26 protein-coding genes are annotated in these 26073 nt (G+C 73.5%); 17 read left to right on the forward strand and 9 right to left on the reverse strand.

Annotated features, from left to right (window positions below; translation table 11 throughout):
• Positions 1 to 111 precede the first annotated feature (111 nt).
• Positions 112 to 1395, forward strand: coding sequence for a YncE family protein (locus ACH414_RS01265; RefSeq protein WP_382544695.1), 1284 nt, complete (start codon positions 112 to 114; stop codon positions 1393 to 1395).
• A gap of 62 nt (positions 1396 to 1457) precedes the next feature.
• Here the strand turns inward: ACH414_RS01265 and ACH414_RS01270 are convergent, their stop codons facing one another.
• From ACH414_RS01270 to ACH414_RS01280, 3 genes are all read right to left on the reverse strand, one after another.
• Positions 1458 to 3527 carry a discoidin domain-containing protein gene (locus tag ACH414_RS01270; protein ID WP_382544692.1) on the reverse strand — a complete coding sequence of 690 codons (2070 nt, stop codon included), beginning with the start codon at positions 3525 to 3527 and terminating at the stop codon, positions 1458 to 1460.
• 199 nt (positions 3528 to 3726) lie between these two features.
• A complete protein-coding gene (locus tag ACH414_RS01275; RefSeq protein WP_382544689.1) occupies positions 3727 to 4320 on the reverse strand; it encodes a TetR/AcrR family transcriptional regulator in 594 nt (197 codons plus the stop codon).
• Positions 4321 to 4380: 60 nt separating this feature from the next.
• A complete protein-coding gene (locus ACH414_RS01280; protein WP_386561783.1) occupies positions 4381 to 5127 on the reverse strand; it encodes a hypothetical protein in 747 nt (248 codons plus the stop codon).
• Positions 5128 to 5335: 208 nt separating this feature from the next.
• On the opposite strand from ACH414_RS01280, the gene ACH414_RS01285 reads away from it, so the two are divergent.
• The 9 genes from ACH414_RS01285 (at position 5336) to ACH414_RS01325 (ending at position 15456) form a co-directional block, all read left to right on the forward strand.
• Positions 5336 to 7702 carry a collagenase gene (locus ACH414_RS01285; RefSeq protein ID WP_391768086.1) on the forward strand — a complete coding sequence of 789 codons (2367 nt, stop codon included), beginning with the start codon at positions 5336 to 5338 and terminating at the stop codon, positions 7700 to 7702.
• 71 nt (positions 7703 to 7773) lie between these two features.
• The gene (locus tag ACH414_RS01290) at positions 7774 to 8928 is read left to right on the forward strand and encodes an NAD(P)/FAD-dependent oxidoreductase (RefSeq protein WP_382544681.1); all 1155 of its coding nucleotides are present in this window, start codon (positions 7774 to 7776) and stop codon (positions 8926 to 8928) included.
• A gap of 11 nt (positions 8929 to 8939) precedes the next feature.
• Positions 8940 to 9269 (forward strand): (2Fe-2S)-binding protein, encoded by a 330-nt coding sequence (locus ACH414_RS01295; protein ID WP_382544678.1) that lies wholly within the window; start codon positions 8940 to 8942, stop codon positions 9267 to 9269.
• Positions 9250 to 10644, forward strand: coding sequence for an NAD(P)/FAD-dependent oxidoreductase (locus tag ACH414_RS01300; protein ID WP_391768087.1), 1395 nt, complete (start codon positions 9250 to 9252; stop codon positions 10642 to 10644). The genes ACH414_RS01295 and ACH414_RS01300 overlap by 20 nt, the downstream gene beginning before the upstream one ends.
• Before the next feature lie 73 nt (positions 10645 to 10717).
• A complete protein-coding gene (locus tag ACH414_RS01305; RefSeq protein WP_382544673.1) occupies positions 10718 to 11629 on the forward strand; it encodes a dihydrodipicolinate synthase family protein in 912 nt (303 codons plus the stop codon).
• Positions 11630 to 11668: 39 nt separating this feature from the next.
• Entirely contained in the window at positions 11669 to 12673 is a 1005-nt protein-coding gene (locus tag ACH414_RS01310; protein ID WP_382544671.1) for a proline racemase family protein, read from the forward strand.
• Entirely contained in the window at positions 12670 to 13716 is a 1047-nt protein-coding gene (locus ACH414_RS01315; RefSeq protein ID WP_398940520.1) for a proline racemase family protein, read from the forward strand. Before ACH414_RS01310 ends, ACH414_RS01315 begins: the two co-directional genes overlap by 4 nt.
• Positions 13713 to 14699, forward strand: a complete 987-nt coding sequence (locus tag ACH414_RS01320) for an ornithine cyclodeaminase family protein (RefSeq protein WP_398940521.1) — start codon at positions 13713 to 13715, stop codon at positions 14697 to 14699. The genes ACH414_RS01315 and ACH414_RS01320 overlap by 4 nt, the downstream gene beginning before the upstream one ends.
• A gap of 40 nt (positions 14700 to 14739) precedes the next feature.
• The gene (locus tag ACH414_RS01325; RefSeq protein WP_382544663.1) at positions 14740 to 15456 is read left to right on the forward strand and encodes a GntR family transcriptional regulator; all 717 of its coding nucleotides are present in this window, start codon (positions 14740 to 14742) and stop codon (positions 15454 to 15456) included.
• A 50-nt stretch (positions 15457 to 15506) separates the two neighbouring features.
• On the opposite strand, the gene ACH414_RS01330 is transcribed toward ACH414_RS01325, so the two are convergent.
• The 4 genes from ACH414_RS01330 to ACH414_RS01345 are packed head-to-tail and all read right to left on the reverse strand — an operon-like array spanning position 15507 to position 18458.
• On the reverse strand, positions 15507 to 15938 hold the full coding sequence (locus ACH414_RS01330; RefSeq protein WP_398940522.1) for a PPOX class F420-dependent oxidoreductase: 432 nt from the start codon (positions 15936 to 15938) through the stop codon (positions 15507 to 15509).
• Positions 15939 to 15993: 55 nt separating this feature from the next.
• Entirely contained in the window at positions 15994 to 16353 is a 360-nt protein-coding gene (locus ACH414_RS01335; RefSeq protein WP_382534258.1) for a zinc ribbon domain-containing protein YjdM, read from the reverse strand.
• A 49-nt stretch (positions 16354 to 16402) separates the two neighbouring features.
• Positions 16403 to 17005 carry a phosphatase PAP2 family protein gene (locus tag ACH414_RS01340; RefSeq protein WP_382534260.1) on the reverse strand — a complete coding sequence of 201 codons (603 nt, stop codon included), beginning with the start codon at positions 17003 to 17005 and terminating at the stop codon, positions 16403 to 16405.
• The gene (locus ACH414_RS01345; protein ID WP_398940523.1) at positions 16998 to 18458 is read right to left on the reverse strand and encodes a diacylglycerol/lipid kinase family protein; all 1461 of its coding nucleotides are present in this window, start codon (positions 18456 to 18458) and stop codon (positions 16998 to 17000) included. The genes ACH414_RS01340 and ACH414_RS01345 overlap by 8 nt, the downstream gene beginning before the upstream one ends.
• 167 nt (positions 18459 to 18625) lie before the next feature.
• Here ACH414_RS01345 and ACH414_RS01350 point away from each other — a divergent pair, with 167 nt between their 5' ends.
• Positions 18626 to 19090, forward strand: coding sequence for a GNAT family N-acetyltransferase (locus ACH414_RS01350; protein WP_382534264.1), 465 nt, complete (start codon positions 18626 to 18628; stop codon positions 19088 to 19090).
• A 34-nt stretch (positions 19091 to 19124) separates the two neighbouring features.
• Here the strand turns inward: ACH414_RS01350 and ACH414_RS01355 are convergent, their stop codons facing one another.
• Positions 19125 to 19583, reverse strand: a complete 459-nt coding sequence (locus tag ACH414_RS01355; RefSeq protein WP_382534266.1) for a cyclic nucleotide-binding domain-containing protein — start codon at positions 19581 to 19583, stop codon at positions 19125 to 19127.
• Between the two features lie 188 nt (positions 19584 to 19771).
• On the opposite strand from ACH414_RS01355, the gene ACH414_RS01360 reads away from it, so the two are divergent.
• Positions 19772 to 20467: an alpha/beta hydrolase gene (locus tag ACH414_RS01360; protein ID WP_382534268.1), complete on the forward strand. Its 696-nt coding sequence runs from the start codon at positions 19772 to 19774 to the stop codon at positions 20465 to 20467.
• A 6-nt stretch (positions 20468 to 20473) separates the two neighbouring features.
• On the opposite strand, the gene ACH414_RS01365 is transcribed toward ACH414_RS01360, so the two are convergent.
• A complete protein-coding gene (locus tag ACH414_RS01365) occupies positions 20474 to 20983 on the reverse strand; it encodes a hypothetical protein (RefSeq protein WP_382534270.1) in 510 nt (169 codons plus the stop codon).
• A 155-nt stretch (positions 20984 to 21138) separates the two neighbouring features.
• On the opposite strand from ACH414_RS01365, the gene ACH414_RS01370 reads away from it, so the two are divergent.
• The 5 genes from ACH414_RS01370 to ACH414_RS01390 are packed head-to-tail and all read left to right on the forward strand — an operon-like array spanning position 21139 to position 25995.
• Complete coding sequence (locus tag ACH414_RS01370; protein ID WP_382534272.1) at positions 21139 to 21894, forward strand: amino acid ABC transporter ATP-binding protein; 756 nt, start codon at positions 21139 to 21141, stop codon at positions 21892 to 21894.
• A 30-nt stretch (positions 21895 to 21924) separates the two neighbouring features.
• Entirely contained in the window at positions 21925 to 22770 is an 846-nt protein-coding gene (locus tag ACH414_RS01375) for a glutamate ABC transporter substrate-binding protein (protein WP_382534274.1), read from the forward strand.
• Positions 22771 to 22780: 10 nt separating this feature from the next.
• Complete coding sequence (locus tag ACH414_RS01380; protein ID WP_382534276.1) at positions 22781 to 23446, forward strand: amino acid ABC transporter permease; 666 nt, start codon at positions 22781 to 22783, stop codon at positions 23444 to 23446.
• Positions 23443 to 24360, forward strand: coding sequence for an amino acid ABC transporter permease (locus tag ACH414_RS01385; RefSeq protein WP_398940524.1), 918 nt, complete (start codon positions 23443 to 23445; stop codon positions 24358 to 24360). The genes ACH414_RS01380 and ACH414_RS01385 overlap by 4 nt, the downstream gene beginning before the upstream one ends.
• Before the next feature lie 45 nt (positions 24361 to 24405).
• Positions 24406 to 25995, forward strand: coding sequence for a molybdopterin-dependent oxidoreductase (locus ACH414_RS01390; RefSeq protein WP_398940525.1), 1590 nt, complete (start codon positions 24406 to 24408; stop codon positions 25993 to 25995).
• Positions 25996 to 26073: the final 78 nt, after the last annotated feature.

Raw genomic sequence — 26073 nt, forward strand, 5'->3', positions numbered from 1 at the left:
CCAGGGTCTTACTCGGGGGTAACCGGCCTCTTCCCAGGGCTTGTTGGGCGTGGCATGTCCATGGTTACCTCGGGTAAGTCCCCCCTCTCCGATCCGGAAGAAGGAACCCCCATGCCCTCTCCCCACCGGCCACGCCCCCACCACCGGCCCCGCCGCGGGCTCGGCACGGCCCTCGCCGCCGCCCTCGCCCTGCTGGCGGCCGTCGGCGGCACCGGTGCCGCCGCGCCGCCGGAGCAGGCGGGCGCCGCGGCGCTGCGCGAGGTGATGTTCGTCGGGAACAACTGGGACGGCACCGCCGATGTCATCGCCTCCCGTGGCGACTTCGCGCGCATCGGTCGGGTGAACGTGATCCCCGACCGCGAGGAGCGGCTGCGCGAGATCCACCTCGACCCGATCAGGCTCGCCTACTTCCTCGGCGTGCGCAGCGGCCCCGGCGAGGGGCACGACCAGTTCGTCGACGACATGTACGCCACCCCCGACGGCTCCGCGATGGTCGTCTCGCGGCCCAGCTTCGCCGACGTCGTCTCGATCGACCTGCGCACCGGGGCGATCAACTGGCGTTTCCCGGTGGCCGGTTACCGCTCCGACCACATGGCGGTCTCGCCCGACGGCACCCGCGTCGCCGTCTCCGCCTCCACCGCGAACACCGTGCACGTCCTCGACATCCTCACCGGCCGCCAGGTCGGCTCCTTCAAGACCGGCGACAAGCCCCACGAGAACGTCTTCACCGCCGACGGAAAGCTGTGGAACATGTCGATCGGCGAGGTCACCACCGCCCTCGACGCCCCCTGGCTCGACTGGACCAAGGGCGACCGGAAGATCACCGTCGTCGACGCACGCACCTTCGAGACCGTCCGGGTCATCGACATGCGCGAGCGCCTCGACGCCTTCGGCCGCGGGGACCTCTCCGACGCCGTGCGCCCGCTGGTCTTCACCCCCGACGAGAAGAAGCTCTACTTCCAGGTCTCCTTCTACAACGGCTTCCTGGAGTACGACGTGGCCGCCGACCGCATCACCCGGGCCAAGGTCCTGCCGGGCAACCCGGCCACCGACCCCGACCGCACCACCTGGGTCAACGACTCGCGCCACCACGGCCTGTCCATGAGCCCCGACGGCGCCAAGCTGTGCGTCGCGGGCACGATGGACGACTACGCGACCGTCGTCGACCGGGCCACCCTCCAGCAGGGCCCGCTCGTCGAGGCCAGCAAGCCCTACTGGGCCACCGTGAGCGGCGACGGCAGGTCCTGCGTCATCTCCGAGAGCGGCGCCGACCGGGTCACCGCCATCGACTTCGCCACCGGCCGCCGGGTGGCCACCGTGGACGTGGGCGACCACCCCCAGCGGGTCAGGCTCGCCCGCGTTCCCGCCGACTGGACCGGCCCCGCCGCCGGCTGAGCCGGCACGAGCGGGGCCCGCCGGACGCGGTCCGGCGGGCCCCTTCGTGCGACGCTCCCGGTCTAGGAGCGGTTGACCGTCACCTCGTAGAGCGAATAGCCCCAGCCGGTGGCCCGCCTGACCCCGTGGATCCGCACGTAACGGGCGGGCTCCGAGGCGAACTCCGCCGTGTCGTAGCCGCCGTCACCGGCCTCCGTGGACCAGGCGTCGTGCCAGGCCGAGCCGTCCTGGGACAGCTCGATCCGGTACGCCCGGGCGTACGCGGCCTCCCAGTCGAGGGTCACCCTGCCCACCCGGCGCACCTCGCCCAGGTCCACCTGCAGCCACTGGTCGTCCGACCACTCGCTGGCCCAGCGGGTGCCGGTGTCGCCGTCGACGGTCAGGCCGGGGGAGTAGTTCACGAACGGGTTCCACCACTGGGTGCTGGAGGCGGAGGCCGGGCGCCCCGCCGCCAGGTCGACCCCGAGCTCGTGCTTCTCGGTCGCCTTCCAGGTGGTCAGGTACGACTCCGCCCCGTGCGACAGCTCGTCCACCACCCCCGGGCCGCCGGGGGTCAGCCGGATCTGCTCGATCCAGTCCGGGACCAGGCCGTTGTGCGCGGCGCCGTCGGTGTTGAGGTCCCAGGTGCGCTCGCCGGTGACCTGCCGGTCGACGACCGAGCCCCCGTCGAAGGTGCGGAAGGGGTACGTGACCGCGTTCGGGGCGTCCGCCCCGCCCGGGGCCGGCCAGCCGCCGACGCCGTTCATGTCGGTGCCGTAGCCGAGCCCGACCCCGTACTTCCTGCGCAGCTCGGCCTTCTGCGCGGCCTCGCCGACGAAGCCCTGGGCGCCGTGCATGTACTCGGCGACGAACCCGCCGAGCCGGTAGACCCGCTCGGTCCAGTCCATGTCCATCCAGCTGTGGCTGGAGATGACACCCGGGTACTCCTCGGCCTCCAGCATGTCGAGCGCGCGGCCCGCCGCCTTGACGCTCATGTGGTCGAGCTCCAGCATCATGCCGCGCTGCATCAGGCCCTTCACGGCGTACTCGCCGAGCCGGGTCAGTCCGCGGGTGTTGCACCGCGCGTCCGAGGCGTACGAGGGGACGCTCACCCCGGGCGGCAGCTTCTCGGCCATCGCGGCGGGCGCCACCAGGCCGATCGGGTTGTCGTGCTGCGGCCCCGCGCACTTCTCCGTGGCCCAGAAGGTGCCGGTGGAGAGGAACTGGCCGATGTTGACGGCCACGCCCGTGGTGCCGCTGTCGAAACGCACGCCGCACAGCGCGTTGTCGAACTTGTGGCAGAGGAACATGCTGCGCACGCCGAGCGAGTAGAGCTCGTCGAGGCCCTTGTCGATGGCCGCCTTGTCGCACTGGGCCACGTCGAGGATCATCTTGCAGCCGAAGGGCTCCGAGGTCTCCACGCCGAGCACGACCGCGAGCTTGCCCTGCTCGATGACCGAGCGGGCCTGGGCGGAGTCGGTGACGATCCGGAACCAGCCCTTGCCGGCGCCGCCGTACATCTTGTCGATGTAGGCCTGCATCTCGTAGGTCTTGCGGGCCTCCAGGCGGATCGCGTCCATCTCGTCGCAGCCGCGGTCCCGGGGCAGCAGCGAGCAGATCAGCCCGTTGGTGACCAGGTCGTTGACCAGCACCCGCTGGCCGCCGCGCCAGGCCCGCTCGACCCAGGCGTAGTAGTTCTGCTGGTGGCTCAGGGAGTTGTGGGCGGGCCAGTCCTTGAAGGTGGGCCAGCCGACCGGGTCGTGCTTGCCGTTGTCACCCCCCGTGAGGTGCTCGAAGAGGGCGCCGGAGCCGTCCGGGTAGTGCTCGGGACAGTCCTTGAGCGCGTCGGCGACGCCCGCCTCGGAGAAGGTCCGGCCGCAGATCATGCGGCCGCCGAAGCCCTCGTTGGACATGAGGTGGTTGTGCGCGTCGACGAAGCCGCGCACCTTGCCCTGGGCGTCGGTGCCCTTGAACGGCGCGCCGGTGACGTTGATCTGGGAGTCGGGGCCCGGGCGGGCGGTGGGTTCCCACCACGAACCGCCGGCGTCGGCCGCGGGGACCGGCCCCGCACCGAAGACGACGGTGGCCAGGGCGATGAAGAGCGAGACGAGGGCGAACCGCCCGCCCGCTCTGCGCGTTGTTGGTCGATTCATGGTCAGCGATGCCTTCGGTCATGAGGGGGGTACCGGGCTGGGGCCGCCGGGTGTTTCTTGCGGTAACAACGGCTTCGGCCCGAGGATCGCGAGGATCGCCGAGTGAGTCAAGGGTCCGGGTCAAATGACCTGTTGATGATGTGTCAGGGCCGCCGGGCCCCGTGCCCGGCCCCCCGTCCGGCCGCCGAGCGGCCCCCGGTCAGCCCCCGAGCAGCCCCACCAGCTGCTCCGCCGTCGCGTCCAGCAGCGCCGCCGCGGCCCGGTCGTCGCCGAGCACGAGGAACTGCAGGGTCAGGCCGTCGATCATCGCCGCGAGCAGATGCGCGAGCAGGGGCAGCGGCATCCGCGGCTCGACCCCGCACACCGCGCAGACCTGCTCGATCAGGGCGGCCCCCGAGGCCACGTACTGCTCGTACTGTGCCCGGGCCAGATGCTCGAACCCCTCCTCGCGCAGGGCGTACTGGGTGAGCTCGTAGGTCAGCATGTGCTCGGCCGGGTGGGCCGTGACGTGGTCCCAGTACGTCCCGAGCGCACCCCGGACCGTCTCGTGCAGGGTCTCCTTGGGCTCCACCGCGGACATCACACGGGCGACGAAGTTGCCCGTGATCGACTCGATGGTGGCCTCCAGGAGCGCCTGCTTGGAGTCGAAGCAGTAGTGGAAGACGCTCAGCGACACCCCCGCCTCGGCGCAGATGGAGCGGGTCGTCGTACGCGCCACGCCGTCCCTGGCCATCGCCCGCACCGCCGCCTCGACCAGCTGCCGGCGCCGTTCGGCCGACGGCATCCGCGCCATGGTTCCTCCTCGTATCGGCTCCCGTCAGGGCCGACAGGGTAACCGCCGGGCCCGGCGATCTCAGGCGCGCCACCAGGGCTCGCGGATCACGTCGTCCTCGTCGCCCGCGCAGTCGACGCCGTTGACCACGCCGCCGGCCGCGACGGCCCAGCCGACCACGCCGTCGCCCTCGCGCTCCAGCTCGATCAGGCGGGTGCGGACGGGGCCGGAGCCGGTGTTCACGTCGCACCGCACCACGCCGGTCCAGGACCTGCCGTCCAGCGCCGCCGCCAGGGCGGCGCAGGGCAGGACGACGAGGGTGAGCAGGAGGCCCGCGGCCCAGGCCGCGTCCGCCGTCCGCCGCAGCGGTCCGGGGGTGCGCAGGCGCCGGTGGCCGGCCGCGTACCGTCCGGCGCGGAAGTCGAGGACGGCGCCGAGCCGCAGCGCGTAGGCGAGGGCGCCGGCGGTCAGCCCCCACGCCCAGCCGTTGAGCGAGCCGATGGCGAGCGCCAGCGCGCCCGGCACGATCGCCGCCGCGCCGGCCGCCGCCGCGAAGCTCCGCCCGGGGTGGGCGGGGCCGCGGCCGCGGTCGCCGAGGTAGACGTAGAAGGTGCGGGCGGCGGCCACGCCGAGCACGGTCGACAGGAGCGGTTCGAGGAGGAACATCCCGCTCATGACGTCCAGCCAGTTCTCGGGGCCCATGGTGCCCAGCGCGTCCCGGGCGGCGCTGCCGCCGCCGAGGGTCCAGGACAGCTTCAGGACGGGGATGGCGAACAGGGCCGCCATCAGCATCACGCGCTCCGCGCCGGACCGTTCGCCCTCACTCACGCGGCGAGCCTAGGGGCCCGCGCGCGCCCCGCCGGCGAACGACACCTCCGGGCAAGCCGGGGAACTGATGGGTGCACAGGTCTTGTCAGTGCAATTTCACATTACTATGTTACAGCTCACGCGGTGACGGTACTCCGTCAAGTCCCTAGTGAGCCGGGGACCTTGGCCGCGACGACCCCTCACGCCCTCCCCGACCAGGAGCCCCCACGTGACCCAGCACAGAGCCGTGCGTTCCGCCCTTCTCTCCACCGCCGTGGCGGTGGCCCTCGTCGCCTCCGCCGGCCAGGCGGTCGGCCAGGCGGCCCCCGCCGCCGCCCCCGGGCGCCCGGCGGCCCTGCCCGCCGCCTTCGCCGCGGGACCCGCGACCGGCGCGAACCCCTTCGACGAGGTCGACCACCTCGCCGACGCCAAGCCGCACAAGCCCGCCCCGGCCCCCGCCCCCGGTGGCACCGGCGCCCAGGCCCGCGTCCCGGGCCCCGCGAAGAGCACGGCGAAGACCGCCGGGCTGTCGGCGGCCCGCGCCGCCGAGGCCCCCACCCTCGCCTCCGGCGTCCCCTGCACCCTCGACGGCATCACCGGCCTGTCGCCCGAGCAGTTCGCCGACTTCCTCGCCGACCCGGCCGTCACCGCCGACGGCTGCCTGCGCGGACTGATCTGGACCTGGGACGCCCGGCTCGCCCCCGTCATGTCCGACGCCCACGTCCAGGCCGTGTCCCGGCGCATCGCCGCCCTGTCCGCGGCGCACGACGGCAGGAACTCCTCCCACCTGGAGGAGATGTTCACCTATCTGCACGCCGTGGCGTACCACGACTACTCGCGCACCGAGATCGACGTCACCGACGCGCCCACCGTCGACGCGATGCGCCAGGCCATAGCCGCCTTCGGCAGTGCCGCCCGCACCTTCGACGTCACCGCCTCCAACGCCCGCACGCTGCGCGAGGCCCTCTACGCCGGCAGCGCCCCGGGTCTGCGCCAGCACCAGCTCGGCCTCATCGTCAAGGTGCTCGCCACCATGGACGCGGCGCACACCGCCACCAACAAGGACGCCACCTGGGCGGGCGCGGCCCTCGCCGCGCTCTCCGTGAACTACCTGGGCGTGTACCCGGGCAACCAGGACGCGGCCTTCCAGGCCGCCGCCAAGGCGGACCCGGCCTACCGCGCCGTGTTCAAGTCCTTCGCCCGCTACACCCACCTCAAGGGCACGGCCAACGCCTGGGTGGCCCGCGACGCGCTCGGCGAGTACGGCCGCTTCGGCCAGATCGACGGCCTGAGGGACGGCGTCGTCGCCGACCTCGGCGGCCTGGTGGGCTCCGTCGAGGCCGACTGGGGCTCCGGCAGCGAACAGTGGGCCAAGATCGTCTCCTGGCTCAACTTCTACGAGGCCTGCGCGCCCTACCACGTCTGCAAGGCCGACATCGAGAAGAAGCTGTTCCCCTACACGTACACGTACGACAACGGCGGCATCAAGGTCCGCACCGCCCTCGACCGGGCCACCGTCGACCAGCTCTACTACGCGAGCAAGCAGGTCAAGGCGCAGTACCACCGCGTCCTCGGCACCGAGCAGCCGCTCGCCGGCGACCCCAACGGCACGCTCAACATCGTGCTCTACGCCTCCCGCGCCGACTACGAGAACTACCACCCGATCCTGACCGGGTACGGCACCAACAACGGCGGCATCTACATCGAGAACGGCGCCACCTTCTACACCTACCAGCGCCGCGTCCCGCAGGACTCCAGCCTCACCCTGGAAGAGCTCTTCCGGCACGAGTACACCCACTACCTCAACGGGCGCTGGGCGGTCCCCGGCTTCTTCGGCGAGGGCCCCTGGTACCAGAACGACCGCACCACGGCGATGGACGAGGGCACCGCGGAGTTCTTCGACGGCGCCACCCGCGACAACGGCATCGCCGTCCGCAAGTCCCTGGTCCGCGGCATCATCAACGACACCGCCGGCGGCGGCCCGCGGATGAGCGTCCGCCAGCTGCTGCACGCCACGTACGACGGCGACGGCTTCCGCTTCTACAACTACGCGGGCACGTTCTTCGAGTTCCTGTGGACCGAGCGCCCGGCCCTGCTGCGCGAGATGTACGCGAACCTGCGCGCGAACGACGTGGCCGGCTTCGACGCCTGGCGCGAGCGGATGAGCGCCGACCCCGGCCTCCAGGCGGCCTACAACCGCTTCCTGGACACCCAGATCGCCCAGGTCGACAAGCTCTACGTGCCCAACACCGCCTACACGCCCAACGAGCAGCTCCGCGACAGCTCCGCCGCGGCGGTCCGCTCCGCCTTCGCCACCGCCACCTACAACAACCCCGACTGCGTGGAGAACGGCGACCCCGGCAAGAAGCGCTTCGTCTGTACGGGGCGGATCACCGCCAACCTGGCGGACGCGAACAACCCGGACCGGGTCTTCAAGGACATGTCCGAGACGGTCGACTACTTCATCCTCGACCGCGCCGGCGCCGCCTCGAACAACCTCGCCGACATGAACTGCTCCTTCGGCCCGGTGGAGATCTGGTCCACGAGGGTCGCGGGCACGTCCTCCTTCACCTGTGAAGGCCCGCTCCGCAGCTAGCCGATCGCCCCTCCGGTGCCCGGGCCCCCGAGGGCCTGGGCACCGCCTGAAGAATGTGACATATTACTGTCGTGCCCAAGAGACACTCCCTGGACGCCGTGATCATCGGTGCCGGCGTCGTCGGAGCCGCCTGCGCCTACTACGCGGCCCGCTCCGGCCTCTCCGTCGCCGTCGTCGACCGCGGTCCCGTCGCGGGCGGCACCACGGGCGCCGGGGAAGGAAACCTGCTCGTCTCCGACAAGGAGGCGGGCCCCGAGCTCGACCTCGCGCTGCTGTCCACAAGACTCTGGCGCGAGCTGGCCGGCGAACTGCCGGACACCGAGTACGAGCCCAAGGGCGGTCTCGTCGTGGCGCCCGACGAGACCACCCTCAAGGCCCTCCGCGTCTTCGCGGAGGGCCAACGGGCCGCGGGCGTACGGAACACGGAGGTGCCGGCCGACCGGCTCGCCTCCTTCGAACCGCACCTGGCGCCCGGCATGGCCGGCGCCTTCCACTACCCGCAGGACGCCCAGGTCCAGCCCGCCAAGGCCGCCGCCCGCCTGCTGCAGGCGGCCCGCGTCCCCTGCCACCTCGGCGAGCGGGTCACGGAGATCCTCACCGACTCCTCGGGCGCCGTCCGGGGCGTACGCACCCCCCGCCGCGAACTCCTCACCCGTGCCGTGGTCAACGCGGCGGGCACCTGGGGCGGCGAGGTCGCGCGGCTGGCCGGCGCGCACCTGCCCGTCCTGCCCCGCCGGGGCTTCGTCCTCGTCACCGAGCCGCTGCCCCGCATCGTGCGCCACAAGGTCTACGCGGCCGACTACGTGGCCGACGTGGCGAGCGACTCCGCCGCCCTGCAGTCCTCCGGCGTCGTCGAGGGGACCCCGGCGGGTCCCGTGCTCATCGGCGCCACCCGGGAACGCGTCGGCTTCGACCGCTCGCTGTCCACGGAGGCCCTGCGCCGCCTCGCCGCCCAGGCCCAGGCGCTCTTCCCGGTCCTCGCCGAGGTCGAGGTGCAGCGCGTCTACCACGGCTTCCGCCCCTACCTCCCCGACCACCTCCCGGCCATCGGCGCCGACCCCCGCGTCCCCGGCCTGCACCACGCCTGCGGCCACGAGGGCGCGGGCATCGGCCTGGCCCCCGCGACGGGCGCGCTCGTCGCGGCGGCCCTCACGGGAGAGCCGCCCGCCATGGACCCGACCCCGTTCCGCCCGGACCGCGACTTCCCGGACGAGGCGGAGGCATGAGGAGCACCCCGATGAGCACCGAGCGAACCCCGGCCACCCCGCGTGACGTGGTGGGCGGCGCGCCCACCGCCACCCACACCGTCACCTTCGACGGGCGCGAACTCCCCGCCCAGGCGGGCCAGTCCGTCGCGGCGGTGCTGTGGGCCGCGGGAATCGTGTCCTGGCGCACCACCCGCGGGACGGGCGCACCCAGGGGCGTCTTCTGCGGCATCGGCCAGTGCTTCGACTGCCTGGTCACCGTCAACGGCAGCCCCAACCAGCGGGCCTGTCTGATCCCGGCGCGCCCGGGCGACACCATCACCACCCAGGAGGGAACCGGCCGTGCCGAACTCGGCTGCTGATCTCGCGGTCGTCGGCGCGGGCCCCGCGGGGCTCGCCGCCGCCGTGACCGCCGCCGACCTCGGCCTCTCGGTCGTCCTGCTGGACGCGGGCCGGCACCCCGGCGGCCAGTTCTACCGCAGCCCCGCCCCGGAGCTGGGCGCCGAGCGCCCGGAGGCCCTGCACCACGACTGGCGGGCCTTCGCCTCCCGCGAGGAGCGCCTGCGCGGCAGCGGCCGGATCGACCACCGTCCGCAGACCCAGGTCTGGACGGTCCTGCCGAACGGACCGGGCTGGACCCTCCACGCCCGCGGCGACGACGCCGCCCCGACCGTCGTCCACGCCCGCACCGTCCTCCTCGCCACCGGCGCGTACGAGCGGCAACTGCCCTTCCCCGGCTGGACCCTGCCCGGGGTCGTGGGGGCCGGCGGAGCGCAGGCCATGCTGAAGAGCGGCCTGGTGCTGCCCGGCCGCCGCGTCGTCGTCGCGGGCAGCGGCCCGCTGCTGCTCGCCGTCGCGGCCACCCTGGCCGCCGCCGGGGCCCGCGTCCCCGCGGTGGTCGAGGCCGGGGCGTACGGCGCGTACGCGCGCAGCGCCGGGGCGCTCCTGCGCAACCCGGCGAAGCTGGTCGAGGGCGCCCGCTACGGGGCCGCGCTGGCCCGGCACCAGGTGCGCCCGCTCACCCGGCACGCCGTGGTCGAGGCGCACGGAACCGACCGGGTCGAGGCCGTCACGATCGCCCGGCTCGACCGCGACTGGCGCCCCGTCGCCGGTACCGCCCGCCGGATCCCGTGCGACGCGGTGGCCGTCGGCCACGGCCTGGTCCCGGAACTGTCCCTCGCCACCGGCCTGGGCTGTGCCACCCGCACGGCCGCCGACGGCACGGTGGCGCTCGCCCTCGCCCGCGACCAGCGCACCTCCGTGCCCGGCATCTGGGCGGCCGGCGAGACCGGCGGCATCGGCGGGGCGCAACTCGCCCTGACCGAGGGGGAGCTGGCGGCCCACTCGATCGCCATGAGCCTGGGCAAGGCGGTGCCGGGCGCGACCACGGCACGGCACCGCAGGACCCGCGACCGGCTGCGGGCCTTCGCGGACGCGATGGGCGCGGCGCACCGCCCCGGTCCCGGCTGGACGGCCTGGCTCCGGCAGGACACGGACGTCTGCCGCTGCGAGGAGGTCACGGCGCACCACATCCGCGAGGCCGTGGACGAGCTGGGCGCCCGCGACCCGCGCACGGTCAAGCTGCTGACCCGGGCCGGCATGGGCTGGTGCCAGGGCCGGATGTGCGGACCGGGGGTGGCGGCCCTGTGCGGTACGGGCGCGACCCCGGACCGCAGACCGCTGGCCTGCCCGGTCCCGCTGCGGCAGCTCGCCGAACTTCCTTCCGAGAACGCCTGATCCCGTGCCGCGGCCCCCTTGTGGCCGCCCCGCACCAGTCAGTAAAATGTCACACACTACAAAGGAGCCCCTGATGACCAACAGCACCGCCTGGACCCCCGCCCGCCCCTGGCGCGGCATCATGGTCGCCACCGCCCTGCCGCTGCGCGAGGACCTGTCCGTCGACCACGACGCCTACGCCGCCCACGTCCGCTGGCTCATCGACAACGGCTGCGACGGTGTCGTCCCCAACGGCTCCCTGGGCGAGTACCAGACCCTGACCGACGAGGAGCGCGCCCGTGTGGTCCGCACCGCCGTCGAGGCCGCCGGCGACGGGGCCCGGGTGATGCCCGGCGTCGCCGCGTACGGCAGCGCCGAGTCGCGGCGCTGGGCGGAGCAGGCGGCCGAGGCCGGCGCCGGCTCGGTGCTGCTGCTCCCGCCGAACGCCTTCCGCGCCGACGAGGCGGCCGTACGGGCCCACTACGCCGAGGTCGCCAGGGCGGGACTGCCGATCGTGGCGTACAACAACCCCATCGACACCAAGGTCGACCTGACCCCCCGACTGCTCGCCCGGCTGCACGCCGACGGCGACATCGTGGCCGTCAAGGAGTTCAGCGGCGACGTCCGCCGGGCCTACGAGATCGCCGAACTCGCCCCGGAGCTCGACCTGCTGATCGGCGCGGACGACGTGCTCCTCGAACTGGCGCTGGCCGGGGCCGTCGGCTGGATCGCCGGCTACCCGAACGCGTTCCCCGCCTCCTGCGCCGAGCTGTACCGCGCCGCCGTCGCGGGCGACCTGGCCACCGCGCTGCCGCTCTACAAGTCCCTCCACCCGCTGCTCCGCTGGGACTCCAAGACCGAGTTCGTCCAGGCCATCAAGGTCTCCATGGACCTGGCCGGACGCCCCGGCGGCGCGACCCGCCCGCCGCGCCTCCCGCTCAGCGGCGACACCCTCACCGCCGTACGCTCCGCGACGGAGAAGGCCCTGGCCGACGGCCACCACTGACAGCCACGCACCGACGTCCACCACCGACCGAGGGGAACCATGCGCACCAGTCACGTCTACCACGCGGTCAACTCGCACACCGAGGGCATGCCCACCCGCGTGATCACCGGGGGAGTCGGGGTGATCCCCGGCGCCACCATGGCGGAGAAGCGCACCCACTTCATCGAGCACCTGGACCACCTCCGCACGCTGCTCATGTTCGAACCGCGCGGCCACTCCGCGATGAGCGGCGCGATCCTCCAGCCGCCCACCCGGCCCGACGCCGACTACGGGGTGCTGTTCATCGAGGTCTCCGGCCTGCTGCCGATGTGCGGCCACGGCACCATCGGCGTCGCCACGGTCCTCGTGGAGACCGGGATGGTCCCGGTCAGCGAGCCGGTCACCACGGTCCGGCTCGACACGCCGGCCGGACTCGTCAGCGTGGACGTCAAGGTCGAGGACGGCGCCGCCCGCTCCGTCACCCTCACCAACGTCCCCGCGTTCAGCGTCGGCCTCGACCTCAAGGCCGAGGTCCCCGGCCACGGCACCGTCACCTACGACCTCGCGTACGGCGGCAACTTCTACGCCTTCGTGGAGCTCGACTCCATCGGGCTGCCCTTCGACCGGGCCCGCAAGGACGACCTGCTCGCCTTCGGGCTCTCCCTGATGGACACCATCAACGCGGGCCCGGACCGCCCCGTCCACCCCGAGGACCCGCGGCAGAGCGGCGTGAAGCACGTGTACCTCGCCGCCCCCGGCTCGGACGGGCACCGCTCGCGGCACGCCATGGCCATCTACCCCGGCTGGTTCGACCGCTCCCCGTGCGGCACGGGCACCAGCGCGCGGATGGCCCAGCTGCACGCCCGCGGACTGCTCGCTCCCGGCGCCGACTTCGTCAACGAGTCCTTCATCGGGACGGAGTTCACCGGCCGGATCGTCGACGAGACCACGGTCGCCGGCCTGCCCGCGATCGTGCCCACCATCACGGGCCGCGCCTGGGTCACCGGCACCGGCCAGTACTTCCTCGACCCGACCGACCCCTTCCCCGCGGGATTCCTGCTGTGAGCTCCACGGAGGTGCGCACCACCGACTACCACACGGCCGGCGAACCCTTCCGGATCGTCGACCTGGCCGCCGCGGGACTGCCGCCGGTGCCCGGCGACACCGTCGCCGAGCGCCGCGCCACGCTCCTCGGCCCGGGCGGCGACGGCACCGCGCCGCGCCCCGGCCCCCTGGACGGCCTGCGCCGGCTGCTCGTCCAGGAACCGCGCGGCCACGCGGGCATGTACGGCGGCTTCGTCGTGCCGCCCGACGACGACGGGGCCCACCTGGGCGTCCTGTTCTGGCACAAGGACGGCTACTCGACCGCCTGCGGCCACGGCACCATGGCCCTCGGCACCTGGGCCGTCGACACCGGCCTCGTCGTCGCCCCCGAGGACGGACGGGACGTCGAGGTGCGGATCGACGTCCCGTCAGGGCGGGTCACCGCCACCGTGCACCGCGCGGGAGGCCGCACCACCGGTGTCACCTTCCGCAACGTCCCGGCCCGCGTGACCGGCCGGCGGATCCCGGTCACCACCGGTCTCGGCCCGGTCGAGGTCGACCTCGCACACGCCGGCGCCTGCTACGCCTCGGTCGCCGCCCGCGACCTCGGCCTCGGCGTCGACCGCACCGACCTGCCCGCGCTGCTCGCGGTCGGCCGGGAGATCCGGGCCGCGCTCGCCGGGCACCCGGCCACCCGCCATCCGCACGGCCCCCTGCTGTCCGGGGTCTACGGGGTGATCCTCCACGAGGAGCTCCCCGACACCCCCGCCGGACCGCGCCAGCGGAACGTCACCGTCTTCGCCGACGGCCAGATCGACCGCTCGCCCTGCGGCTCCGGCACCTCCACCAGGATCGCCCTGCTCGCCGACGAGGGCCGCCTGAAGGAGGGCGACACCCTGACCCACGACTCCCTCGTCGGCACGGTGTTCACCGGCCGGATCGCACCCGGCGGGGACACCCCCCAGGGCCTGGTCACCACGGTCACCGGCAGCGCCCACCGCACGGGCGAGCACCTCTTCACGCTCGACCCGTACGACACCCTCGGCTCGGGATTCCCGCTGTGACCGCCGAGCCGCCCGGGCCCCCGGCCCCGCTGTGGATCGACGCCGCCGCCGTGGCGCGGCTGCTCTCCCCGGCCGGCGCCGCCGACGCGCTGGCCGGGGTCCTCGCGGAGGGCCTCGACCCGGAGTCCTGTCCCCAGCGCAGCGCGCTGCCGGTGCCCGCCGGCGAACTGCTCCTGATGCCTGCCGCCTCGGAGTCCTGGGCCGGGGTGAAGATCGCCGGCGTGGCGCCCGGCAACCCGGCCCGCGGGCTGCCGCGCATCACCGGCAGCTACCTCCTCCTGGACGGCCCGACCCTGCGCCCGGCCGCCCTGCTCGACGGAGCCGCGCTCACCTCCCTGCGCACCCCGGCGGTCTCCGCCCTGGCGGTCCGTCACCTCACCCCGCCGGACGAGCCGCCGCACGTGGTGCTGTTCGGCTCGGGCCCGCAGGCCTACGGGCACCTCGAAGCACTGCTCGCGGTCCGGGAGCCGGCCGAGGTGGTGGTCGTCGCCCGCGACGAGGAGCGGGCCGGGCTGCTGGCCGCGTACGCGACGCGGCGGGGCGTGCCGAAGGCCCGTACCGGCACGGCCGAGGACGTGGCGGCGGCGGACCTCGTGGTGTGCTGCACCACCGCCCGCGCCCCGCTCTTCGACGGGCGGCTCGTGCGGCCCGGCGCCACCGTCGTGGCGGTCGGCTCGCACGAGCCGGACGCCCGCGAGACCGACACCGCCCTGGTCCGACGGGCCGAGGTCTACGTCGAGTCGCGCGCCGCGGCGCTGCGCGAGGCCGGGGACCTGCTGGTCCCGATGGCCGAGGGCGCCGTCGGACCCGGACACATCGCCGGCACCCTGGCCGATCTGGTGGCCGGACGCGCGCCCGCGGACCCGGCCGCCCCGCGCCTCTTCAAGAGCGTCGGCATGGCCTGGGAGGATCTGGCCGTGGCGGTCGCCGTGTACCGGGCCGCGCGACGGGAGGCGAACGGCGGGTCCGCCTGCGAAACGTGACATTGTACGCTGTCCTCCTGCGAGTTCTCGGAGGAACGGCATGGGTGACCTGAAGCAGCACAGTCTCATCAAGGCCCAGGAACGGCTGCGCGACCAGGTGGGTCATGCACTCAGGGCCGCCCTGATAGCGGGCGAACTACGGCCGGGAAGCGTCTATTCGGCGCCCGGCCTCGCCGCCGAGCTCGGGGTGTCGGCCACGCCGGTCCGCGAGGCCATGCTCGACCTCGCCCGGGAGGGCCTGGTCGAGCCGGTGCGCAACAAGGGCTTCCGGATCACCGAGGTCAGCGAGCGCGAGCTCGACCAGTGCACCGAGCTGCGCATGCTGATCGAGGTCCCCACGGTCGGCCGGGTCACCGAACTGGCCACCCGCGAACAGCTGGAGGAACTGCGGCCGCTCGCTCAGGAGATCGTGACCAACGCGCGCGAGCACAACCTGATCGGCTATCTGGAGGCGGACCGCCGCTTCCACCTCACCCTGCTCGGCCTGGCCGGGAACGACCGGCTCGTGGAGACCGTCGGCGACCTGCGCAAGCGCTCGCGCCTCTACGGCCTCACCGGCCTCGACGAGGCGGGCAAGCTGGTCTCCTCGGCGGAGGAGCACGTGGAGCTCCTCGACCTGATGATCGCCGGCGACGCGAAGGCGGCGGAGGCCTGTATGCACCGGCACCTGGGTCATGTGCGCTCGCTGTGGGCCGAGGCCCGCGACGAGCCCGTCGAGCGCCCCGCCGGCCGGCTCGGCCAGGTCCGCAAGGGCTGACGGAACGCGCGCCCCGGGGCGGACCCCGCGGCGCGCGTTCCGTCGCGGGATCAGCCCAGGTTCCGGCCGTACACGTGGTCGACCCGCATCCGCATCAGCACCCGCCGGTCGGCCACCATCGCCGCCCGGTACTCGTCCCAGTCGGGGTGCTCCCCGGCGGCGAGCCGGTAGTACTCCACCAGTGCCTCCACCTCGGGGCCGTGCGGGTCGGTGCCGGGGCCGGTGAGCGTCACCGTGCCCTCGGCGGTCGCCCAGGACCGGCCGTCGCCGCTGGTGACCTCCAGGGCCGCGCGGGGGTCGCGCCGCAGATTGGCCGTCTTGGCGCGGCCCTCCGTCATCGAGACGTAGAGCGTCTCCGTCGCGGCGTCGTAGAAGAGCATGACGGGCGAGAGCTGGGGCCGGTCGTCGGCCTTGAGGGTCGCGAGGACACCGAGCCGGCTCTTCGCGAGGAGCTCCCGGCTGTCGGAACGTGTGGTCGTCATGACGATTCCAAGTCCCCGGCGGGGGCGCTTTGTTCCCCGCCGGGGCACAGCCGCGTCAGGCCTTCTTGACCACGCTCGACTTGAGCTGCATCGGCCCGAAGCCGTCGACCTTGCAGTCGATGTCGTGCCCGTCGACGCCGTCGACCAGCCGGATGTTGCGCACCTTGGTGCCGGCCTTGATGCCGCTCGGGCTGCCCTTGACCTTGAGGGTCTTCACCACGGTCACGGTGTCGCCGTCGGCCAGTACGTTGCCGACCGCGTCCTTCACCACCCGCTCTCCGGCGGCCTCGCCCGCGGGGGCGTCGGCCGCGGCAGCCGTCCACTCGTGGCCGCACTCGGGGCACACGAGGAGCGCACCCATCTCGTACGTGTAGGCGCTGGAGCACTGGGGGCAGGGGGGAAGAGTCTCGTTCACCCGGCGATGGTAGATCGCGGACCTGTTAATTGCGAAAATGAGCAATTACTTAAGCTCCCCCGCGTCGGGCCACCGCGCTCGCCGCGGCCAGCGACACCACGGCGCTGGCCAGCCCGAGCACCGCCCCGCCGGCCACGTCCCCCGGGTAGTGGACGCCGGTATGGACGCGCGAGTACCCGACGGCCCAGGCCAGGAGGCTCAGCGGCACGGCGGCCGGCGGCAGGACCACGCCCACCGAGGTGGCGAACGCGACCGCCGAAGCGGTGTGCCCCGACGGGAAGGACGCCGAGGTCGGCATCGGCACGTGCCGGTCCACCGTGACCCGGGCCGCCTCCCGGTCCGGGCGGGCCCGGCGCACCAGGCGCTTGCCCAGCAGGTTCGCGGAGGCCGAGGCGACCCCGATCGCCGTGACCCCGACGAGCGCGGCGGTACGGGCCCGGCCCCCGGCGAGGGCGAGCGCCGCGGCGACGGCGAAGGAGATCTTGGAGTGGTCGGCCGCGTGCGAGAGCCGGCGCAGCCCCCGGTCCAGGGCCGGCGTGGGCGTGGCGGCCACCGCCGCGTACAGGGCGCCGTCCACCGCCCGCAGATCGGCCAGCACGTCGCGGACGGAGGACCGCGTCGGTCCCTCGGCCGCCGCCGCGGACTCAGGCATCGGACCCGCCGTGCGCCCCTCCGGCCTCTCGCTCGCCGGTGCGTCCGGCGTCCCGCCCAGCGGTGCGTCCGGCGTCCCGTCCAGCGGTTCGTTCGGTGTCTTCTTCTCGGGCTCGGGCATTTTTCCCTCCTCGGTGGCCGAAGGCCAGGACGACGATCCGGCCCCAGTTCAGCGGTGGTGCGGGTGGTGCGGTTCCGGGCCGTTCGCGCGGGAGCAGGACGCGCAGGGCGCGCGGCCGCAGGGTGCACACGACGGGGGCCGGCAGGGTCAGCGCCTCGCCGTCGACCGCCACCGGCAGGGTGGCGGCCTCGGCGAAGACCTCGACCCGGTGGGCCGTCAGGACGTTCAGACCGGTCGACTGGGCGCCGCGTACGGCGAGCTCGGCGGCCTGCGCGGCGCCCTCCACCCGGACGCCGATGACCCCGAGCTCGCCCCGGTCGAGCCGGGGTCTGCGACCGCCGCCGAGCGGGTCGGGCGAGATGTAGGGGTTGTTGCTGACGAGCAGGGCCTGCTGCGCTTCCAGCCGGGTGCCGTCGGCGTCGGCGTCGAGCCGGCCGCCCTCGCCGCCCGACAGCAGGTCGGGCATCGCGTTGAGCGCCGTCTCCGCCTTCGCGTCGCGGTATTCGGGGCGCTGCACCACATCCGCGTACACCCCGAAGGAGACCGTGTTCACGAACGGGCGCCCCGCGACGTCGCCCAGGTCCACCCGCAGCTCCTCACCGTCGACCAGGGCGTCCAGACAGCGGGACGGGTCGGTGCGGTCGAGGCCGAGGTCCATGGCGAAGTGGTTGCGGGTGCCCGCGCTGATCACCAGGAACGGCAGGTCGTGGTCGGCGGCGACCGCCGCCACCAGGGCCTGGGTGCCGTCACCGCCCGCCACCCCGAGCAGATCGGCGCCGTCCGCGACGGCCTGCCGGGCGAGCTCGGCGACGTCCGTGGGGCCGTCCGCCTCGGAGGTGCCGAGCAGCACCACCCGCGCGCCGAGCGCCTCGGCCCGCTCCACCAGGCCGAAGCGCTCGACCTTGCCGCCGCCCGACTTCGGGTTCATCAGGAGCACGGGCCGCCGCGGAGGCGTCGCGGGCGCGGCCGGACGGCTCGGATGCGGACGGGGCAGCGCCGTGCGGGCGCAGAGCAGGGCCGCGCCCCACAGGGCGAGCGAGGTCAGCGCGGTCGGCCACAGGCTCTCGTGGATGTAGAGCACGAGCAGGCCCGCGGGGGCCCCGACCGCGAGCAGCGCGCCCAGGAGCCGCACGGGTCCGCGGTGGGCCAGGAACCACCAGGTGCCCGCCGCGCACAGAACGAGTCCCACCAGACCGCTGAAGACGATCAGCAGACCGCCGCTTCCGAACGGGACGAACAGCGCGACGATCGCGGCCAGCGCCGCGAGCAGCGCGCACCGCGCGAACAGCCGTGCCCGGGACCGGGCCCGGGCCGCCGTGCCGGGTTCACTCACCTCTGCCTCCCCTGTGTCTCGACCCCAGCCTCGTACCCGCTCATCAGCCGCACAGCCCTCACGGGCCCGTTCGGGTGACGCCCCGGCAGGTCGGCCCGGCGGGTCCGGCCGGATACCGATTGTGGTGGGGGCGAAGAGGCGAAAGGATCTCTGGGGTGCGTGAACAGATGCCCTCAGAGATGCCCGTGCCGCCGAAGACGGCCGTGCCCCCGGAGACGGCCGTGCCGGCCAAGCTCTCCGACGGAGTCGTCACCCTGGTGCCGCCGGCCCCCGCCGAGGCGGGGACGACCGGGCCCCTGGGCCCGCTCCGCACCTTCGGGATCCGCGCCGGGCGGTGCGTGGGCAGCGTCGCGCTGCGGTTCGCCGCCGCCGGACTCGCCCACGGCGACGTCGAGCTGACCTACGAGCTCCACCCCGAGGCCCGCGGCCGCGGCTTCGCGACCCGCGCCGTCCTCCTGGCCTGCGCCCACGCCCGTTGCGAGGGGGCCCGACGCGCGGTCGTCCAGACCCGCGCCGAGGACCGGGCGGGCGCGGCGGTCGCCCGCCGCGCCGGCTTCCTCCGGCGGGGCCAGATCAGCCACCGGGACGGCACCCTCCTCGACTGGTACGTGCGCGACCTCGACCGGCTCTGAACACCGGCGCACCCCGGCGGGCGTCGGGGTGCCCTCAGGCCAGGATGCCGCTGCCGTGCGGCGCGTACAGGTCGAGCAGCCTGACCCGCGTCACATGGAGCCGGTGGGCGAGGATCCGTCCCACCCAGAACGTCACCGCGGCGCCGAACTCCGGGTCCGTGCGGCACAGCGACCGCACGGCCGTGGCATCGAACTCGTGGGCCCGCACCGGGGTCATCGCCTCCGCGCCGGACTGGCACAGATAGGGCGGGAAGAGCCAGGAAAGGCCGACGAGTTCGCCGTGCCGCAGGGTCTCGATGACCGGCGAGCCGCGCCCGGGGACCTTGGCGTCGAGGGTGACCGCGCCCGTCTTGACGATCCAGAACCGGTCGGCGTGTTCCTGCTCCTCGAAGAGCCGGTGCCCCGACTCGAAGTACACGTCCTCGGCGAAGGCCATGAGCCGTTCCCGGTGCTCGGCCGGCAGGGTGCTGACTTTGGGTGCGGCGGTGCTCATGGCGGGCCTCCTCGACCGGCGACAGCGGTGCGTCCCGCCTCCAGTGTCCGTCGCCCGCGCACCGTGCGCAGGAGCCCCGCGCGGCCCGTCACACGGACGCCGTACGACCTCGCGCTCGGTGGCGGAACGATCACCCTCCGCCTAGCGTGGAGCGCCCGGGGGAACCCCACGCAGAAACGGTGCCTCTCATGGCAGAAAAGCCCTCGATCGTCCTCGTCCACGGATTCTGGGGCGGAGCCGCCCACTGGTCGCACGTCATCACCGAGCTGCACCGGCGCGGCTTCGGCGACCTGCACGCCGTCGAGAACCCGCTGACCTCGCTCGCCGACGACGCCGAACGCACCCGCAAGATGATCCGCCAGGCGGCCGGCCCCGTCGTGCTCGTCGGCCACTCCTACGGCGGTGCCGTCATCACCGAGGCCGGAGACCTGCCGAACGTCCGGGCCCTGGTCTACGTCGCCGCCTTCGCCCCCGACGCGGGCGAGAGCCCGGGACAGCTCAGCCAGGAACACCCGCCGGCCGCGTTCGACAACATCGCCCCGGACTCCGACGGCTACCTGTGGATCAGGCAGGACAAGTTCCACGAGAGCTTCTGTCAGGACCTCGACGCCGACGAGGCCCTCGTCATGGCCGTCACCCAGAAGGCCCCGCTCGGCTCCACCTTCGGCGACAACGTGACGAAGCCCGCCTGGCGCGCCAAGCCCTGTTGGTACCAGGTCTCGGCCGAGGACCGGATGATCCACCCGGACAACGAGCGCCGCATGGCCGCCCGGATGGACCCGGTCAAGACCATCGAGCTGGACGCGGGCCACGCCTCCCTGGCCTCCCAGCCGGGCGCGGTCACCGACCTCATCGAGATGGCCGCCCGCGAGACCACCGGCTAGGGAGCGTCACACGGCGGCAGCGCCCTGCCGGGCCCGCTCGACGAAGAGGCCCGGCCGGATGCCCCGGTCGAAGCCCTCGCTGCCGGCCACCCGGACGAGGACCGGGTAGCCCCCGGTGGCGCGCGCGGCGAAGAGGCACTCCAGCCGCTCGCCCGAGCCGTGCGCCGGGGCGAGCAGGAACACCGTCTCGCCCGCGGCGACCCGGGGCACCGCGCCCATGGAGCGGGCGAAGAACGGCCGGGAGTCGAGCCCGGCGGCCAGCCAGCCGTCGATGTCCTCCTCCAGGGCCCGGGCCTGTCCGTCGAGCGCGTGCCGCCGGCACCAGGCGGCACCCTCCTCCCGGATCCGCAGCAGCAGGGCCCGGTCGGCGCCGTCGGGCCTGGGCACCGTGCCGTCCCCGGCCTGCCGGGCCCGGAAGCGGTCGACCAGCGGAATCAGGGAGTCCGTGAGCACGGCGCCCTCGGCGCGCAGGTACTCCGGTAGAGGCCGGGTGTCGTCCGGTCGCGCATAGATCACCGCCCGATCCAAGCAAGCCCGGGCCGCACCGGCAAGGCCTTTCACCGGCCGTCCCGTATGGCGGGACGGCCCCCGGCGTGCGCCCGTCCGGCGGAGGGCGGAGCATGAACGAGAGGAGGGAGCGGCAAACGGGGGCGGTGACCCAGGAGGGTGCCATGCCCGTCCCGGACGGCGGTGACGCGCTCGTCGTACTGAAAGGCGTGGACAAGCACTTCGGGACGCTCCACGTCCTCCGATCCATCGACCTCACCATCCACCGCGGCGAGGTCGTGGTCGTCATCGGCCCCTCCGGTTCCGGCAAGTCCACGCTCTGCCGTGCCGTCAACCGCCTGGAGACGATCGACTCCGGCGAGATCGTCGTCGACGGACGCCCGTTGCCCGCCGAGGGTCGCGAACTGGCCGCGCTGCGCGCCGACGTCGGCATGGTCTTCCAGTCCTTCAACCTCTTCGCGCACAAGACCGTGCTCGGCAACGTGACCCTCGGCCAGATCAAGGTCCGCAAGAAGGACCGAGCGAGTGCCGAGCAGCGGGCCCGTGCGCTCCTGGATCGGGTCGGCGTCGCCGGCCAGGCGGACAAGTACCCGGCGCAGCTCTCCGGCGGCCAGCAGCAGCGGGTCGCCATCGCCCGCGCCCTCGCGATGGACCCGAAGGTCATGCTCTTCGACGAGCCGACCTCGGCCCTCGACCCGGAGATGATCAACGAGGTCCTGGAGGTGATGCAGCAGCTGGCCCGGGACGGCATGACGATGGTGGTCGTCACCCACGAGATGGGCTTCGCCCGCTCGGCGGCCAACCGCGTGGTGTTCATGGCCGACGGCCGGATCGTCGAAGAGGCCACGCCCGAGGAGTTCTTCGGCAACCCGCGCAGCGAGCGCGCCCGGGACTTCCTGTCGAAGATCCTCCACCACTGACCCGTACACCATCCGTATCACCGTGGGGTGATGACCATGAATCCGCACCGGACCCGAAGGCTCACCATCGCCGCGGCCGCCGCGGTCGTCCTCTCCTTCACCGGCACCGCGTACGCCTCCGGCGGGGCGGCCCACCGGCACGACGACGGGAAGATCACCGTCGGCATCAAGTTCGACCAGCCCGGCATCGGCCTGAAGACCCCCGACGGCGGCTACACCGGATTCGACGTCGACGTCGCCACCTACGTCGCGAAGCAACTGGGCCACGACCCGAAGGACATCGTCTGGAAGGAGGCCAAGAGCGCCGACCGCGAGACGCTGCTGCAACGCGGCGACGTGGACTTCATCGCCGCCTCCTACTCGATCAACGCCAAGCGCGCCGAGAAGGTCGACTTCGCCGGCCCCTACCTGCTCGCCCACCAGGACGTGCTGATCCGCGCCGACGACAACTCCATCACCAAGCCCTCTGACCTGAACAACAAGAAGCTCTGCTCGGTCACCGGCTCCACCTCCGCGCAGAACGTCAAGACGAAGATCGCCCCGAACGCGCAGCTCCAGGAGTACGGCGGCTACTCCGAGTGCCTGACCGGCCTGGAGAACGGCGTCATCGACGCCATCACCACCGACGACTCGATCCTCGCCGGATACGCCGCACAGCCCGAGTTCAAGGGCAAGTTCAAGCTCGGCGGCTTCAAGCTGAGCAACGAGAACTACGGCATCGGCGTCCAGAAGGGCAGCGCGCTCAAGGACCAAATCAACAAGGCCCTGGAGAAGATGGTCGCCGACGGGTCCTGGGAGAAGGCCGTGCAGAAGAACTTCGGCCCCGCCGGATACCAGGCCGAACCCGCACCGAAGATCGGCGTCGTCGTCCAGTGAGCGGGCCGTCGTGTTCGACTTCCTGGAAGGCTACGACCTGCTGGGAGCCTTCTGGACGACGGTCCAGCTGACCGTCTACTCCGCGATCGGCTCCCTGGTCTGGGGGACGCTGCTGGCCGCCATGCGCGTCAGCCCCGTCCCCCTGATGCGGGGCTTCGGCACCGTCTACGTCAACATCGTCCGCAACATCCCCCTCACCGTCATCATCGTCTTCACCTCGCTCGGCCTGTTCCAGACCCTCGGCGTCAGCCTGGGCGCCGAGCAGTTCACCACCATCAACTTCCGGCTCGCCGTCCTCGGCCTCACCGCCTACACCTCCGCCTTCGTCTGCGAGGCACTGCGCTCCGGCATCAACACCGTCCCCCTCGGCCAGGTCGAGGCCGCCCGGGCCATCGGTCTCGGCTTCACCCAGACCCTGCGGCTGATCGTGCTGCCCCAGGCGTTCCGCTCGGTCGTCGGCCCGCTGGCCAACGTCCTGATCGCCCTCACCAAGAACACCACCGTCGCCGCCGCCATCGGCGTCGCCGAAGCCGCCCTGCTGATGCGCGAGATGATCGAGAACGAGGCCCAGCTGCTGCTCGTCTCCGCCGTCTTCGCCGTCGGCTTCCTGTGCCTCACCCTGCCCACCGGACTGCTCCTCGGCTGGATCGCCAAGAAGGTGGCGGTGAAGCGATGAAGGAGAGCAAGCGGGCAGGGACCGTCCTCTACGACGTCCCCGGACCCCGCGCCCGCCGCCGCAACCTCCTGTACACCCTGCTCTTCGTCCTCGCCGTCGGCGCCGTCGTCTGGTGGGTCGTGGGCAGCCTCGCCGAGAAGAACCAGCTCGAATGGGCCAAGTGGGCCCCGTTCTTCACGGACTCCCGGGTCTGGAGCACCTACCTCCTGCCCGCACTGAGGAACACCGTGACCGCCGCCGCCCTCGCCATGGCCATCGCCCTGCCGCTCGGCGCGCTCTTCGGCATCGCCCGGCTCTCCGACCACCGCTGGGTGCGCGGCGCGGCCGGCACGGTCGTGGAGTTCTTCCGCGCCATCCCCGTCCTGATCCTGATGCTCTTCGCCAACGCCGCCTACGCCGAGTTCACCGCCGTCAGCCCCGAGACCCGGCCGCTGTACGCCGTCGTCACCGGGCTCGTCCTCTACAACGCCTCCGTCCTCGCCGAGGTCGTCCGCGCCGGCATCCTCGCGCTGCCGGCCGGCCAGATCGACGCGGCCAAGGCCATCGGCATGCGCAAGGGCCAGACCATGGCGTACGTGCTGCTGCCGCAGTCGGTGACGGCGATGCTGCCCGCCCTGGTCAGCCAGCTCGTCGTCATCGTCAAGGACACCGCGCTCGGCGGCGCGATGCTCGGCTTCTCCGAACTCCTCGCTTCCGTTCGCCCGATGAGCGCCAACTACGGGGCCAACACCATCGCTTCCTTCACCGTGGTCGCCGTCGTCTTCGTCCTCCTCAACTTCGCCCTCACCACCTTCGCCTCCTGGCTGGAGCGCCGCCTGCGCCGCGGCAAGCGCTCCACCGGCGCGGTCGTCGGCGCCGACGCCGTGGAGGACCTGGCCGCCCCGGGCGAGCCGGGGCGGGCCGGGCCCCCCTGACGGCGGGTGCTCAGCCCCGGGCGGCGGGCTGCCGAAACGAAGGGCATGACCTTCTCGCCCGCGCCGCCCGAGGCGCCCCGCGCCCCGGCGCGCACCGACCGCCTCCCCGCCGCCCTCGGCGGACTGCTCGCCGGATACGGCGGGCTCGCCTTCGCCGCGCTCGTCACGGTCGCCGTCCGCCCCGAGGCGGCCCCCGTCGCGGCCGTCGGCGGGGTCGTCGTCGACCACACCCCCGCGGGCGTCAAGGAATGGGCCATCCGCACCTTCGGCGAGAGCGACAAGACCGTCCTCCAGACCGGCGTCCTCATCCTGCTCGCCGCCCTCGCCGCGGGGCTCGGGACGCTCGCCCTGCGCAGCCGTGCCGCCGCCCTCACCGGGGTCGGCGGGCTGGGTCTGGTGGGCGCCCTCGCCGCCGTGACCCGCCCCGACTCGGAGTCCTGGACCGACGCCCTGCCCTCGCTGGCCGGGGCCGCGGCCGCCGCGCTGGTCCTGTACCTGCTGACCCGGCGGCTCGCCGGCCCCTCCGGCCAGGCGCCCGAGGAGGCCCGCCGGCGGTTCCTGGCGGCCGGGGCCGGCACCCTCCTCGGGGCGACCGGCGCCCTCCTCCTCGCCCGCTCGGTCGGCTCCACCCGCTCCGAGCACGCCACCTCCTCCCGCAAGGCCCTCCGGCTGCCCCGCCCCGCCTCGCCCGCCCCCGCCGTACCGCCCGGGGCGCAGCTCGGCGTCGACGGGATCAGCCCCTTCGTCACGCCGAACGGCGACTTCTACCGCGTCGACACCGCCCTCGTCGTGCCCCGGATCGACGCCGACACCTGGTCCCTGCGCATCCACGGCCAGGGCGTGGCCCGCGAGCTCACCCTGACCCTGGCCGAGCTGTTCCGCCGCGAGGTCGTCGAGCGCGACATCACCCTCAACTGCGTCTCGAACGAGGTCGGCGGACCGTACGTCGGCAACGCCCGCTGGCTGGGCGTGCGCCTCGCCGGGCTGCTGCGGGAGGCCGGGGTGCGCCCGCCCTCGGCCGGCGGCCCGGCCGACCAGCTCGTCGCCCGCTCCGTCGACGGCATGACGATCGGCACCCCCGTCGAGACCGTCATGGACGGCCGGGACGCCCTGCTCGCCTTCGGGATGAACGGCGAGCCGCTGCCCTTCGCCCACGGCTTCCCGGTGCGCATGCTCGTCCCCGGCCTGTACGGCTATGTCTCCGGCTGCAAGTGGATCACCTCCATCGAGCTGACCACCTTCGCCGCGTACGACGCCTACTGGGTGCCGCGCGGCTGGGCGGCCCAGGCCCCCGTCAAGACCCAGTCCCGGATCGACACCCCCAAGGCCTTCAGCCGTCCGAAGGCCGGAACGGTCCCCGTCGCCGGGGTCGCCTGGGCCCAGCACCGGGGCATCTCACGCGTCCAGGTGCGGGTCGACGACGGCCCCTGGCAGGACGCCGAGCTGGGGACCGAGGACGGCCGCGACACCTGGCGCCAGTGGGTCTACCGCTGGCCGGCTAAGCCCGGACGGCACACCCTCACGGCCCGGGCGACCGACGGCACCGGCGCGGTCCAGACCGAGCGGTGGGTCGGGACCATGCCCGACGGGGCCACCGGTCTGCACTCCGTCACGGTCACGGTCGAGGCGGACTGAAGGCGGGGCGGGGGCCCGCCGCGGGGGAGGGCCGGGAGGGCTCCGGGGTGCCGGGGACGCACCGGCGCAGCACCATGG

Source organism: Streptomyces sp. NPDC020422 (genome assembly GCF_044386705.1).
In the GTDB taxonomy this organism is placed as follows: domain Bacteria; phylum Actinomycetota; class Actinomycetes; order Streptomycetales; family Streptomycetaceae; genus Streptomyces.